Source organism: Rhizobium sp. P44RR-XXIV, from assembly GCF_001999485.2.
In the GTDB taxonomy this organism is placed as follows: domain Bacteria; phylum Pseudomonadota; class Alphaproteobacteria; order Rhizobiales; family Rhizobiaceae; genus Rhizobium.
Window position 1 is genome coordinate 1321887 of the sequence record NZ_MPVZ02000029.1, and the last position, 13912, is coordinate 1335798.

The window sequence follows — 13912 nt, forward strand, 5'->3', positions numbered from 1 at the left end:
TCTACCTCAGTTTGGGATTAAGGGCGTCGCGCAGCCAGTCGCCGAGCAAATTGACGGCCACGACCAGCAGGCAAAGCTGGATGACGGGGAACAGCACGATCCACCAGGCACCGGAAAACAGGAACTGATTGCCGATGCGGATGAGCGTGCCGAGCGAAGGCTGGCTCGGCGGCATGCCGATGCCGAGGAAGGACAGCGTCGCCTCGGTGAGGATCGCCATGCCGAAATTGAGCGTCGCCGCCACCATGATCGGCGTCAGCGTATTGGGCAGAATGTGCTTGGCCATGATACGGCGTGCGGGCACGCCGATCAGCCTTGCGGCCTGCACATAGTCCTTGCCGGTTTCGACGATCGCCTGCGCTCGCACCGTGCGGGCATATTGCACCCAGCTCGAGAGCGCGATGGCGAAGACGAGCACGGCCGAAGCACCGATCTCCCGCAGGCTTTCCGGCAGCATTTGCCGCACGACGGTGGACACCAGGATCGCAACGAGAATGGTGGGAATGGAGAGCATGACATCGCCGATGCGCATCAGCAGATTGTCGATGAAGCCACCGAAAAAGCCGGCGACGAGGCCAGCGATCAGGCCGATCACCAAAGACAGCACGACGGAGGCAATGCCGATGACGATGGAGATACGGGTGCCATAGAGGATGGCCGACAGCATGTCCCGGCCTTGGGTATCGGTGCCGAGCAGATAGGGCATCTCGCCCCCTTCGTGCCAGATCGGCGGCAATTCCGCCTTCCACATGTCGAGCTGCGCGCCGTCATAGGGATTCTGCGGCGCGATCAACGGCGCCAGCAGCGCCGTCAAGATCAGTATGGCAAGGATCGTCGCGCCGATGATCGCCGCCTTGCTGTGTATGAAGGACCACCAGAGATCGCTGTTGCGAAGACGCTTGAACAGCGACGGGCGCGAGGGCTTTTCCGGTTTCAACGTTTCCGACAGTTCCATGGTCATCGAGCGGCTCCTGGCTTCGATCAGCGTGCGGTGCGCAGGCGGGGATCGATCACCGCATAGGCGATGTCCACCAACGTGTTGAGAATGACAAAGATGAGGGAAATGATGCAGAGGTACGCCGCCATGACCGGAATATCGAGGAATGTGACGGCCTGGATGAACAGCATGCCCATGCCCGGCCATTGGAACACTGTCTCGGTGATCAGCGCGAAGGCGATTAGCGATCCGACATTCATCGCCGTCATGGTGACGACGGGCATAAGACAGTTGCGCAGTGCGTGGCGAAAATAGATGCGCCAGCGCGGTATGCCGCGGGCGCGGGCAAATTTGATATAGTCGGAGCGAAGCACTTCCAGCATTTCGGCGCGCACCAGACGCATGACCAGCGTGATCTGATAGAGCGAAAGTGCGATCGACGGCAGGATGAGCGCTGCACGGCCCGTCGGCGTCAGAAATCCTGTCGACCACCAGCCGATCTGCACAACGTCGCCGCGCCCGAAGGCGGGCAACAGGCCCATGCTGACGGAAAAGGCGAGGATGAGCAGAATGCCGACGACGAAGCTCGGCAGCGACACGCCTATGATGGAGAGGAATTGCAGTCCTTCTGTGTACCATTTGCCGCGCTTGATCGCCGTCAGCACGCCAAGCGGAATGCCGAGGAGCAGCGAGATCAGCGTCGCGACGAAGACGAGTTCCAGCGTGGCGGGGAAGCGCTCGGCGATCAACGGCAAGACTTTCTGGCCGTTACGATAGGAGACGCCGAAATCACCCTCCACCGCATTGACGACAAAGCGGATGTACTGTGTCGGCAGGCTGTCATTGAGGCCCAGCCGCTCGCGAAGGGCAGCGCGGTCCGCCTGAGACGTCTGCTCGCCGACCATCAGTTCGACGGGATCGCCGGCAAGCCGGAAGATCAGGAACGCCAGGAGCGCAACAGCAAGCATGACGAGGATCGCATTGCCGAGACGCTTGATGATGAAAACCAGCATGGGAACCTCTAGGCTTCGCTTCGGTCTCCGGCGCACCTGCCCGGTCAACCCTCACGGAATTCTCGTTCGGCAATGGGGAAAGATTTGCGGCAGCAAACGTATTCGAACGCATGCCACTTCTAGTGCCGTCATTACTGACAGCCATCGCAACACGAACATGCGCGCCGCGATCTCCTCCCTCACTCCCTTTGGCAGTCATTAACGCAGATATTCTGAAGCTGTCAACGTGATTGTAGACAATATTGACTACCAATGTTGGGGCCACTGCGCGTTCGGCGGGCTCGGCGCGCTCCCGGATGGTGAATAACCGAAGACAGCACCCGCAGAACAATCCCGAGCATCACAGCTCCGGCCGGCAGAAGATATCCATAAAAGAAGAGAGCGCCTCACGGGACCGCGAGACGCTCTCTTTTACTCCGATACTACGACCTGCCAACCGTCACTCAGCCATCTGCGTCAGCCAAAGGCGCGGCTTGTTGTCGGCGCGGAAATCGATGCTCTTGACCTTCTTCAGCGTCGCCCAGGCGATCGGCTGCTGATGGAGCGGTATGAGCATGGCCTGATCCTTGGCAATCTTCAGTGCCTGCGCTTCGAGAGCCAGGCGCTTGTCATTGTCCGGCTCTTGCGCCGCCTGCGCCACCAGTTTGTCGAGATCGGGATTGGACCAGCCGCCATAGTTGGAGACGCCCATGGAGCCATTGCGGGTGGAGAGGACCTGCGACAGCAACGAATAGGCATCGAGCGTCGGCTCGTTCGCCCAGCTCAGATTGAAGACATCGGTCTTACCGTTGCTGCGCTTGGATGTCTGCACCGCGCGCGGACCGATATCGATGCTTGGCTGAAAGCCGCTGCGCTTCAGCATATTGGCAATGCCGGAGCAAATATCCTCTTCATTGATGCTCTCGTCGTTCATGCAGGTATAGGTAAAGGCGAGGTTCTTCTGTCCGGCTTCGTCCAGGAGCTTTTGCGCAAGCTTGGGATCGGCCGGCTGGTAGGTATCGAGGTCCTTCACGTAGCCTGAAATTTCCGGGGCGATCAGCGAGCCGGACGGGCGGGCGAGACCGCGCATCACCTTCTTGTTGATCAGGTCGCGGTCGATGGACGCTTCAAACGCCTGACGTACGCGTAAGTCATTGAATGGATTGGGGCGCCCGTCTTCCAGCTTTTCCTTGCGATTGAAGGCGACAAAGACCGTGCGCAGTTCCGTGCGCTTCTGGACACTGATATCGGGCGTCGATTCCAGACGGGGCAAATCCTGAATGGGGGCGGAGTCGATGAAGTCGATTTCGCCGGAGAGTAGTGCAGCGACACGCGTGGCGGCCGAGGAGATCGGCACGAACTCGATGCGATCGAGATTGTGCTTCTTCTGATCCCACCAGCTGCCATTGGCAACCAGGACCGTCTTGCTGTCAGGCACGCGGCTTTCGAGCTTGAACGGCCCGGTGCCGTTGGTGTGCATGGTCGTGTAGCCTTCGACCTTCGATGCGAAATCCGTCGGCTTCTCGCTGTTATTGTCCTTCAGCCACTTGGCATTGAAGACGAAGATATTGGTGATGTCGTTGAGGAACAGCGAGGTGGGCGCGGAAACCTCGATATCGACGGTGTGGTCGTCGACCTTCTGAATGCCGACATAGAGCGGAATATTGCCGCGTAGCGGCGATGCCGGGTCGGAAGCGCGCTTGAACGATGCGACGACGTCATCGGCGGTGAAATCCGCGCCATCGTGGAACTTCACGCCCTGGCGCAGGGTGAAGCGCCAGTGCTTGTTGTCGATCAGCTTCCAGTCCGTGGCAAGTGCCGGCTCGACCTTGAAGTTCGCATCATAGCGGACCAGCCCCTCGTAAATATGGTTGAGAAAGGCAAGGTTCGACGTGGACGGAACCGAATCCGGATCCAGCGAGTAGATATCTGCTCTGCTGCCCCAGCGCAGCGTGGCGGCATCGACCGGCGCGGTCAGTGCGGCCGTAGCCACTGCAGCGAGAATGAGCTTTTTCCAACGAAACATTGTTTCCTCCCTCTGTTATTTGCAGAGCCCAGATTTAAAGGCCCCTCCCCAATTTGGGCCGGAGTATCGGTGTGACTTTCGCTATTGTCAATTAAATTGTTGACAATTATCGTATCCAAAAATCATGCCGATCGGCGCCAAGACAAACGCTTGGGGATATGGGAGGAAGATATGAACGGCCTGCTTCTGCTGCATGGAGCCATCGTTACCGTCGACAAAGAGCGCCGGATCATCGAGGATGGCGGCCTGGCGATTTCCGGAGATCGGATTGTCGAGATCGGAACAGCCGCAGAGCTGATATCCAGGCACACCGAGAAGAGGGTGATCGATTGCAGCGGCAAGATGATCATCCCCGGCCTGATCGACGCCCATGGCCATGCCGGGCATGCGCTGATCCGCAGCATCGCCGCCGACACCAACGCCATGTGGATGCGGGTCGTGACGCCAACCTATTATCACTACGTCACCCGCGACTTCTGGTATGCGGACGGGCTCGTTTCGGGTCTGGAGCGGCTTCGCGCCGGCGTGACGACGGGAGCGAGTATCATCACCTCGATGCCGCGCAGCGACGACCCTGTTTTCGCCATCAACCACGCGCGCGCTTACAATGAAATTGGCCTGCGCGAGATCATCTGTGTTGGCCCTTCGGGCCTCCCCTGGCCGCATCCCGTCACCCGCTGGGAAAGCGGCAAACCGGAGCGGCGCGACATAGCCTTCGAGCAAATGATCGAAGGCTCGGAAGCGGTGATCGAGACATTGAATGGCAGCGCGGACGGACGCATCAGCGTATTCCTGACGCCGTTCACCATCGTACCGTCGGTAGAGCCCTCGAACGCATCCACGCCGGATCAGGCCGTAAATCTCACGGACAGCGATCGTATGCAGGCGCGCAGGGTTCGCGAAACCGCCCGCAAATGGGGCGTGCGTATTCATTCCGATGCCTTTGCCGGACAGATCCGCATGGCGTTTCAGGATAAGGAAAACGCCCTGCTCGGGCCCGATGTCCACCTGCAGCATTGCTGGGGCATTTCGCATGAGGAGATGGACATTCTGGCCGAGACCGGCACCAACGTCACCCACGCACCGCCCGGCCGTGCAACGCCGGTTATGGAGATGATGGCACGGGGCATTCCTCTCGCCATCACCTCGGATGGCGCCGCCCCCAGCCGGCATTTCGACATGTTCCAGACCGCCAGATTGGCCCAATCCACGCAGCATATCCTGCATAATCACGACCGGTACCTGCTGCCACCCGGCAAGATCTTCGAGATGATCACCATCGATGCCGCCAGGGTCATCGGCATGGACCATGAGATCGGATCGCTGGAGGTCGGCAAGAAGGCGGATATTGCCATCATCGACATGCGCAAGCCGCATTTGATGCCCAACTGGATGCCGGTCCACCGCCTCGTCCATCAGGTTCTCGGAAGCGACGTCGACACCGTGATCGTCGATGGCAAAGTGCTGATGGAGGCCGGCAAAGTGCTGACGACGGATGTCGAGGCCGCGCTTGATTTCGGCCAGCAGGAAGCACTTGCCCTTGTTGAGCGGGCCGGTCTGCAGGCCCATATGCATGATCCCGGCTGGGGAAAGCTGCAGCGAACCTTCTCGGAACCGATGCGGCCGCCGCAGGCGCCGGACTGCTGAGGCCAAGGCCGGTGCCGCCTGTTCGATGGAGGGTCGATCTCTGCCCCTTGGGCTTCAGCGCTCGGCGGAGGTCGATGTTGACGAGGCAAGCCAGCTTTCGATGACTTCGACAAGCAGTGTCGGGCACTCCTTGTGCGGCGTGTGCCCGACGCCCGGCAGAATGCGGCATTCCCCACGCGTCCCGGCTATCCGGCGGGGATGCGCAAGCGATCCGAATTCATCGTGCTCGCCATGGATCGCAAGCTGCGGGCACCGAATTGCCTGAAGCGCTGCATCGAGGCTCCAATCGGCAAATTCCGGACGCTGCCATGTGTCGATCCAGGCATGGAGAACCCACTCGGCCTTGTCGCCATGATACTTGGCCAAGCGGCTCATGCTGTCGCGCGACTCGAAGTCTTTTTCCGCTGCTCTGATCCCCGCCAAGGTCCGGTCTTCGACAAAGGCCTGAGCGGCTATGGTGATCACGCCCCTGCACTGCCGTAGCAATCGCGCTCCTGCCCAAACCGCCATGCCGCCGCCGACGCTGTGTCCGCAGGCGATAAACTCATCGATCGACAGGCTCTCGCAAAGGAGCGGCACATATTGCTCTGCTTCCGTCGCGACGAAGTTGTTGCTCAGCACAACCGTCCGGCGGTCGGACCGACCAAAGCCCAGGCGGTCATAGGCGATGACCCGCCGATTAAGGGTTTGGGCCAGCAATTGTGGAAATTGCCGCCAGAGTGCAACGCATCCGAGCGAGTCATGAAAAAGGATCAGCGGCGTACCCGACACTGGATCACGCGGCGTCCAGGCCTTGGCGAAAAGCCGGCCACCAGGGCTCTCGATCCAGTGCTCGCTCTCATTGATCTCAGTCACTTCAACTCTCCGGGCCTATGCGTCGTCTCCACCCTATATCCAGCAAGGCCGGCCGGAACCACCCCGATCGCTCTAGGAGAAGCCGGGTATAGGTGGAAAATTCGTAGCCATCATTGCCGAGCAAGCTTGTCCAACGCGAAACCTGACTGCATTAGGTAAAAGACTATTTTGAATAGGAAATCCGGACAAATGTTGCGAGCCGGTTTAACGCGTGAACGAGTCCATGAACGCTACCTCCATAGTAACATCAATCACTCCGGACTTCCTGTTCGGCGCACTCGAGTTGGAACGCACCGATGCCGGCCTCCTTCCGCATCGCCTGCCATTTCGCGCCCGCACCCAATGCGACGATCCTCAACTATTGATGGCTGAGGCGCAGCCGTCCGGTGTTCGGTTGGTGTTCCAGACATCGGCGACGGCAATTGAACTCGAGGTCCTCCCCACCAGGCGAGACTATGTCGGCATGCCCCCTCGCCCAGCCGGCGTGTATGACCTACGCGTGAATGGCCGGCTGGAGAGGCAGGAGAGTGCTTCAGGCGGCAAGGTTCTCAGGATCGATATGGCGAAGGGCTCATCTACGCTTGAGCCAGGCCAGCCGCAAACGCTGCGCTTCTCCGACCTTTCGGAAGGCGTGAAGACCGTGGAAATCTGGCTGCCACATAACGAGGCCACGGAACTGATCGCTCTACGCTCGGATGCGCCTATTGTCCCGATCGGAGCGTCCGGCAAACCGGTCTGGCTTCACCATGGCAGCTCGATCAGCCAGGGCTCGAATGCGGCATCGCCGACCGGCATCTGGCCGGTGGTCGCAGCCGATCAGGCGGGAGTGGAACTTGTCAATCTCGGCTTTGGCGGCAGCGCGTTGCTGGACCCTTTCGTCGCGCGCACGATCCGCGACACGCCGGCGGATGTCATCAGCCTCAAGATCGGCATCAATCTGGTCAATACCGACCTTATGCGGCTGCGTGCATTTGGCCCGGCCATGCATGGATTTCTCGATACGATCAGAGAAGGGCATCCAACGACGCCTCTCTTCGTCGTGTCGCCGATATTGTGCCCGATCCATGAAACGGTGCCGGGACCGAGCCAGGCTGACCTCGCCTCACTGAGGAGAGGACAATTGCTGTTTCAAGCCGGGGGCAATGCCGAGGAGGTGAGGCAGGGCAAGCTGACGCTCACCCTCATCCGCGACCAACTCCGAACCATCGTCGAGCGCCGGTCGAAAGATGACGGCAATATCCACTACGTGGATGGCAGAGAACTGTATGGGGAGACGGACAATGAGCGTCTGCCACTGCCGGACGAACTCCATCCCGACGCCGAAACCCACCGGCTGATGGGTGAACGCTTCGCAGGTCTGGTCTTCAAGGCTGGTTCGATTTAAGGGATTTCCGTCAGTTCGACCGCTTGAAATAGCGCGCCGGCGTCGTGCCGAAATGAGCTCGGAACAACTCGATGAAGGCACTGACCGTTTCATAGCCCAGATCGAAAGCAACCGTAGTGACGGAATTTCCAGCCGCCAGCATTTCCAGGGATCGCAGTAGCAGGGCGCGCTGACGCCAGGCACTGAATGTAAGGCCCGTTTCCAGAACGAACCGTCGGCTTAACGTGCGCGGCGCGATACCCGCCCATGTCGCCCACTCCGCCATGCTCCGCCGCTCGGCTGGATCATCCGCAATCGCACCCGCGATCTTCTGCAGCCGTGGATCGGTCGGCATCAGCAGTCCGAGGGCTTCCTCCGGCAGCGCGGCGATCTCGTCCAATATCACGCCGGCAATGCGCGCCTGGGGCTCGGAAAGCGGCCCGTCCTGCCAAGCCGCTGCGCGGGCGACCGCCTCATTCAGCAGGCCCGACAGACGTATGACGCGCGGCGCATCCGGCAAGGCAGCGCATGCCTGCTCCGCCACATAGACGCTCCAGCCACGAAAGGCGCCGTGCGATCTGAAATCATGCTCGATATGCGGTGGAAGCCATACGGCGTTGACAGGCGGGATGAGCCAACGACCATGATCGGTCCCGATGGTGACCACGCCTTGCATGGTGCCGAGCAATTGGCCGCGCGCATGGGCGTGCCGGTCCGTTTGCCTCATCTCGGGCTGATGCCGGCTCGTTACCAGGATTACCGGCTCACCGGCAGAGCCGAGCCGAAGAGGATCGACAAGAAAATCGCGCATGGCCTCAAAGCCGTATTGATTGGCCCCGATACGTTAGCAGCGCACAAGCGGGTGAGCTAGATGCAAGGTGTTCCCAACCCATACAATTTACGGAGACACCGATGACACCCAAAGACGTGATGACGCAGAATGAAGTTCATGACCTGCTCCAGCGCATGTTTGCCGCCTTCACAAACCCGGCGACGAAGCCGGAGCAATATGCCGGACTGCTGACGCCGGATTACATTCAAAGGGTCGACGGCAAGCAACTCGACTATGCCGGCTTTCTCCATCACAGCGCAGCGCTGCAGGCGAGCCTCTCTTCAAGCAGCGTCAGCTTCGAACACTTCGTGACCGATGGCGTTTCGGCGGCAACGGTTCACATTGCCGAGGCCTTGAAGATCAATGGCGAGCGCATTCGCCTTAAAGTGATTGCCTATTACCAGTTTCGCGAAAATCGCATCTGCCTGGTGGATGAGCTCACCCACCTGCTTGAAGGGACCAGCCAGGACCGGGATCTCGGTTCGCGAATGCCGGACTGAGCCGGTCGGCACTCGCTCTGCCCGGATTTTTACGTCTCGCCCGAAGCGGCCGAGACGTTCATCTAGTAAGAGAAGGTCTCATTCGGCCGGTTGGGTGATGCAGGCTGCATCCGGCGATGCGCGCTTGCCCGAGAGGGTGTTCTGGCCGAGTGCCACGATCACGACGGTCGCAAGGCTCGCCAGGACGGATACCCAGAACCCATTTGCCGGGCCGAAATTATCAACCACCAGACCGGAGAGGAAAGCGCCGAGCGCCATGCCTATACCGATGCCGGTCATGACCCAGGTCACGCCTTCGGTCAGCATCGATTCCGGCACGCGGCGCTCGATCAGGCCGAAGGCGGTGATGAAGGTCGGCGAGATCGCCACACCGCTGAGGAAGACGGCGAAGGCGAGCAGGGCAACCGAGCTGCCGGCGACAAGAAGCGGCAAGGACGTCAGAGCAAGCACACCGACGGCAACGAGCAGCTGCCGGTGCAGCGGCACCTTGAGATTGAGCGCGCCGATGATCAGCCCGACGACAAACGAACCGAGGGCGTAGACACCGATCACCAGACTTGCAGCACCTGGTTGACCAAGCTCCTTGGTGATCGCGACTGCGCTCACCTCTGCAGTCGCGAAGGTCGCACCCACGAAGATCAGAGCCAAGGTGATGACCTGAACGGGGCGAAGCCGGATTGCCGAACGCTGAGGACTATCGGAATCGAGCCCGCGCACCTTCGGCTCCGTCGAGCGTTGCAGGAGAAAGACGGTCGTCCCGAGTGCAAGGAAGGCCGTGCTGATGACCATTCCCGCTTCCGGAAACAGCGAGACGGCAAGGCCGACCGAAAGGGAAGCGCCGGCAATATAGACAAGTTCGTCGGCAGCGGATTCAAATGCGAAGGCTGTATTCAGCTCTGGTCGGTCGCGGAAGATTTCCGTCCAGCGGGCACGCACCATAGCCGGAATGCTGGGCATGGCCGCGGAGAGGAAAGCCGAGGCAAACAGCGTCCATACCGGCCAATTCTGATTTGAAGCGATGATGAGAACAACGAATGCGAGCACGGAGACAATGGTTGCCGGTGCGACGACGGCGCGTTGGCCGCGCCGATCGACGAGCCGCGATATCTGCGGGGAGATGAGAGCATTGGTGAGCGCGAAAGTCGCCGAGACGGCACCGGCGAGCCAATATTCACCACGCGTCTGCGAAAGCATCGCGACGATGCCGATGGGGGCCATGGCGATGGGTAGACGAGCGAAAAAGCCGGCTGCCGAAAAGCCCTTGGCGCCGGGAGCACGGAAGATTTCACTGTACGGATTGGACATGGGAACGATCCTTGACTGAATGAAGTCGCCATACACATACGCGGCGTATGAGAATGAAGTAATTGCGTGCCGTGCGAATGTCAACTAATATACGCGACGTATGTGAGTTGACGGAGAAAAAATGCGTAAGCCCCGTAGTGAGATGATTGCAGAAACGCGGGCAAAGCTGCTGGCGGCGGGCCGAAAGGCATTTGGAAGCGTCGGTTATGCCGAAGCCTCGATGGACGATTTCACAGCCGCAGCCGGGCTGACGCGAGGCGCGCTCTATCATCATTTCGGCGATAAGAAGGGCCTGCTGCAGGCTGTTGTCGGCGAGATCGATGCGGAAATGACCGCAAGACTCTGTGCCATCTCGTCCCAGGCGCCGTCCCGCTGGCAGGGATTTATCGATGAGAATGTCGGATATGTCCAGATGGCGCTCGAGCCGGAACTCCAGCGCATCATGTTCCGCGACGGACCGGCCGTACTCGGTGATCCCTCGGGATGGCCGAGCGCCAATGGCTGCATCACCGCCGTTGCCGAAAGCCTTCGCAGTCTTGTCGAAGAGGGCATCATCGTCGACATGGATCCCGAAGCTGGCGCCCGCCTCATCAATGCAGCCAGTAGCAGCGCCGCGCAGTGGATCGCCAATTCCGATGATCCGGAGGCAACCTCGAAACGAGCGGTCAAGGCTTTCCGGACCTTCCTCGAGGGATTGCGGATCAAGAACGGCTGAGCATCTTAGCGCCCATAGTCACTAGCGATAGAACTCGGATGGCGGCTTTCCGAAATGCCGCCGGAACATCGCTGTGAACGCGCTCTGGCTGGCATAGCCGCAATCGAAAGCGATATCGATGACGCGCTCGCCATTGGCCAGCCGACGCAGCGCGAACAAGAGCCTTGCCTGTTCGCGCCACCGCCCGAAGCTCATGCCCGTTTCCTTGCTGAACAGCCGATGGATGGTCTTGGCGGTCACGTTTAGCCGCTCGGCCCATTCGCCAACGGTCGAAGTGTCGGAAGGATCTTCGCTCACCGCTTCGCAGATCAGCTTGATGCGCAGGTCTGCCGGCATGGGAAGGTGCACGGGCAGTATGTCTGAAACACGCACCTCGTCTGCGACCAGCCGCATGAGCCGATCGTCGCGGCTGCCTTCCTCATAATCGAGCGGAACATGGACGGCTGCAACGATGAGCTCGCGCAATAGCGACGAGACCTCGATGACGCAGCTTTTTTCTGGTAAGTGCCGGATCGCCGTCGCATCGATGAAGACCGTGCGGATCTTGACCTCGCCCGACATCCTGACGTCATGCTCCAAACCGGCGGCCAACCACAGCGCCCGGCTCGGTGGCACGACCCAGGAACCCTCCGCCGAACGCACGATCATTACACCCTCGATCGCATAGAGAAGTTGGCCACGCGGGTGGGAATGCCATCCGGTCGAGGATCCGTCCGGATAATTGATGTCCATCGCAGCCATGGCGCGATGCGTATCGTGAAAATCCAGATGTTTCTTGGTCGGATCGCTTTGCATGTCCCAATCTCTACAATTGTGTTCAGTATAGAGCGATACGGACGAAAGCGGAACCGATAAGCGTCGATATCAACGACAGTTCACGGTTATCGATCATGAAAAACAAACTCGCATTTCTCTATCCCCTCATCGCCATCATCCTCTGGTCCGGCAACGTCATCGTTTCCAGAATGTCCGCACACACGATCGGACCGGAGGCAATCACATTCTATCGGCTGCTGTTTGCGGTGCTTCTGATGAGCACCTTCGTCGCCGCACCCGCATGGCGAAACCGCGCCGTCATCTGGCCGCATCTCGGCCAGTTCGCCATTCTCGGCTTCCTGGCGATGTGCCTGTTCCAGAGCCTGTCCTATCTGGCAGCCGAGTCCACTACGGCGACGAACATGGCCGTGTTCACGGCGCTGACGCCATTGCTCACGGTTGCCCTGAGCGCCGTCGTGCTGAAGGACACCCCGACTGTCGGCATGGTCGGTGGCGGCATCCTGTCGCTTGTCGGGCTCATCTATCTGGTCAGCGCCGGCGATCCCGGCGCACTCATTCAGAATGGCATCCATCTCGGCGATCCGCTGATGCTGATGGCCGCGGTGGTTTATGCACTCTACGGCGTCTTGCTGAAGCGATGGAACCTTCCTGTCGCCGGCTGGCAATCGACCTATATGCAGGCGATCTGCGCCCTAACGATCATGTTTCCGGCATTCCTCGCGACACCCGCACCCATGCGGTCGCTCAATGCCGAGACCTTCCCGCTGATCGCCTATGCCGGTGGTCTGGCTTCTGTCGTGCTTCCATTTCTGTGGATCCGTGGCGTCCAAATCCTCGGGCCAAGCCGCTGCGCCGCCTTCATGAACCTGCTGCCGGTCTTCACGGCGCTCGGCGCCATAACCATGCTCGGCGAGCCGGTGCATCTTTATCACGTCATCGGCGGCGGCCTTGCGCTGACGGGCGTCGCTTGCGTCGAAATCTTCCGTCGGCCATTGCGCGGCGCGCCTCCGGTCGTTCCCGAAATCGTCGATTAGAAGTGGCAGCACTCGGTCGAGATCTATGTGAGCCGCGTGGTGCCGCAAGCATGTCCGAGCCAATCCGAAAATGCCTTTACCTTCTGGCGCGCCTCCGCGCGGGCGGGCCAGAGGGCGTAATAGCCATAGCCGCTGTCGATGATGCGCTCGAAGGGGGCGACGAGTTCGCCGCTCTCGAGATCCTGCCGCGAAAAGGCGAGATCTCCCATCGTCACGCCATAGCCGCTTGCCGCCGCTGTCATGGCGAAATCCTGGGTATCGAAGACCTGGTGACGAATTGCCTGGAAGGAATAGGCGCCCTCGGCCTGTAGCCACAAAGTCCAGTCGCTGTGGCGAGGGTTGGAATGCAGCAGAACGCAGCTTTGCAGCTTCTCCACGACAGGCGGATCGCCGAGCGCGGGAAGCAGCTGAGGAGAACACATCGGCGTCAACCGCTCCTCGAGCAGCGGCAAGACATCCATGCCCGGCCAATGGCCGTTGCCATAGGTGATCAGCATGTCGATATCGCCGACGGAGAAGGTGGGGCGCAGGAACCAGGCCGTATCGATATTGATATTCAGGTCCGGGTGGTAGCTGTGCAGATCCGGCAGGCGCGGGAGAAACCACTTGCGCGCAAAGGTCGGCGGCATGCGAATGGTCAAGGAACGCACTGTCGTACGCGTCGCCTCGAACGAGGTCTTCAGCGAAGCAAGCAGGCTGTCGACGATCGGGATCAGCGCCATGCCGCGCTCTGTCAGTGCGACCTTACGCGTGTGACGCTCGAACAGGCTGCAGCCGAAATAATGTTCGAGCTGCTGAACCTGCCTGCTGATGGCGCTCTGGCTGAGATTGAGCTCGGCGGCCGCGCCGTGAAGCTTCCCGTTTCCGCAACGACGGAAAAGGTCTGCAGCGTCTGCAATGGCGGCAGCCTGTTATGATCGAATCTCGGC

The 13912-nt window shown here is 60.2% G+C and carries 14 protein-coding genes; 6 read left to right on the forward strand and 8 right to left on the reverse strand.

Annotated features, from left to right (window positions below):
- Position 1: 1 nt before the first annotated feature.
- From BSK43_RS32105 to BSK43_RS32115, 3 genes are all read right to left on the reverse strand, one after another.
- A complete protein-coding gene (locus BSK43_RS32105; RefSeq protein WP_077467526.1) occupies positions 2-961 on the reverse strand; it encodes an ABC transporter permease in 960 nt (319 codons plus the stop codon).
- Between the two features lie 20 nt (positions 962-981).
- Entirely contained in the window at positions 982-1950 is a 969-nt protein-coding gene (locus BSK43_RS32110) for an ABC transporter permease (protein WP_077467527.1), read from the reverse strand.
- Positions 1951-2389: 439 nt separating this feature from the next.
- On the reverse strand, positions 2390-3955 hold the full coding sequence (locus BSK43_RS32115) for an ABC transporter substrate-binding protein (RefSeq protein ID WP_077467528.1): 1566 nt from the start codon (positions 3953-3955) through the stop codon (positions 2390-2392).
- 171 nt (positions 3956-4126) lie between these two features.
- On the opposite strand from BSK43_RS32115, the gene BSK43_RS32120 reads away from it, so the two are divergent.
- A complete protein-coding gene (locus tag BSK43_RS32120) occupies positions 4127-5602 on the forward strand; it encodes an amidohydrolase family protein (RefSeq protein WP_077467529.1) in 1476 nt (491 codons plus the stop codon).
- A gap of 54 nt (positions 5603-5656) precedes the next feature.
- On the opposite strand, the gene BSK43_RS32125 is transcribed toward BSK43_RS32120, so the two are convergent.
- Positions 5657-6457 carry an alpha/beta hydrolase gene (locus tag BSK43_RS32125; protein ID WP_077467530.1) on the reverse strand — a complete coding sequence of 267 codons (801 nt, stop codon included), beginning with the start codon at positions 6455-6457 and terminating at the stop codon, positions 5657-5659.
- Positions 6458-6680: 223 nt separating this feature from the next.
- On the opposite strand from BSK43_RS32125, the gene BSK43_RS32130 reads away from it, so the two are divergent.
- On the forward strand, positions 6681-7841 hold the full coding sequence (locus tag BSK43_RS32130) for an SGNH/GDSL hydrolase family protein (RefSeq protein ID WP_077467695.1): 1161 nt from the start codon (positions 6681-6683) through the stop codon (positions 7839-7841).
- A 10-nt stretch (positions 7842-7851) separates the two neighbouring features.
- On the opposite strand, the gene BSK43_RS32135 is transcribed toward BSK43_RS32130, so the two are convergent.
- Entirely contained in the window at positions 7852-8631 is a 780-nt protein-coding gene (locus BSK43_RS32135; protein WP_077467531.1) for a helix-turn-helix transcriptional regulator, read from the reverse strand.
- 101 nt (positions 8632-8732) lie between these two features.
- On the opposite strand from BSK43_RS32135, the gene BSK43_RS32140 reads away from it, so the two are divergent.
- A complete protein-coding gene (locus tag BSK43_RS32140) occupies positions 8733-9152 on the forward strand; it encodes a nuclear transport factor 2 family protein (RefSeq protein ID WP_077467532.1) in 420 nt (139 codons plus the stop codon).
- A gap of 78 nt (positions 9153-9230) precedes the next feature.
- On the opposite strand, the gene BSK43_RS32145 is transcribed toward BSK43_RS32140, so the two are convergent.
- The gene (locus tag BSK43_RS32145; RefSeq protein ID WP_077467533.1) at positions 9231-10457 is read right to left on the reverse strand and encodes an MFS transporter; all 1227 of its coding nucleotides are present in this window, start codon (positions 10455-10457) and stop codon (positions 9231-9233) included.
- Positions 10458-10578: 121 nt separating this feature from the next.
- On the opposite strand from BSK43_RS32145, the gene BSK43_RS32150 reads away from it, so the two are divergent.
- Positions 10579-11172 (forward strand): TetR/AcrR family transcriptional regulator, encoded by a 594-nt coding sequence (locus tag BSK43_RS32150; protein WP_077467534.1) that lies wholly within the window; start codon positions 10579-10581, stop codon positions 11170-11172.
- Between the two features lie 21 nt (positions 11173-11193).
- On the opposite strand, the gene BSK43_RS32155 is transcribed toward BSK43_RS32150, so the two are convergent.
- On the reverse strand, positions 11194-11967 hold the full coding sequence (locus BSK43_RS32155) for a helix-turn-helix transcriptional regulator (protein ID WP_077467535.1): 774 nt from the start codon (positions 11965-11967) through the stop codon (positions 11194-11196).
- Positions 11968-12062: 95 nt separating this feature from the next.
- Here BSK43_RS32155 and BSK43_RS32160 point away from each other — a divergent pair, with 95 nt between their 5' ends.
- Complete coding sequence (locus BSK43_RS32160) at positions 12063-12983, forward strand: DMT family transporter (RefSeq protein WP_077467536.1); 921 nt, start codon at positions 12063-12065, stop codon at positions 12981-12983.
- A gap of 23 nt (positions 12984-13006) precedes the next feature.
- On the opposite strand, the gene BSK43_RS32165 is transcribed toward BSK43_RS32160, so the two are convergent.
- A complete protein-coding gene (locus tag BSK43_RS32165) occupies positions 13007-13795 on the reverse strand; it encodes a LysR substrate-binding domain-containing protein (protein WP_246662801.1) in 789 nt (262 codons plus the stop codon).
- Between BSK43_RS32165 and BSK43_RS36070 the strand changes: the two genes are divergently transcribed.
- Positions 13766-13900, forward strand: coding sequence for a hypothetical protein (locus tag BSK43_RS36070; protein WP_281406663.1), 135 nt, complete (start codon positions 13766-13768; stop codon positions 13898-13900). The two genes, BSK43_RS32165 and BSK43_RS36070, sit on opposite strands and share 30 nt — an antisense overlap.
- Positions 13901-13912 lie beyond the last annotated feature (12 nt).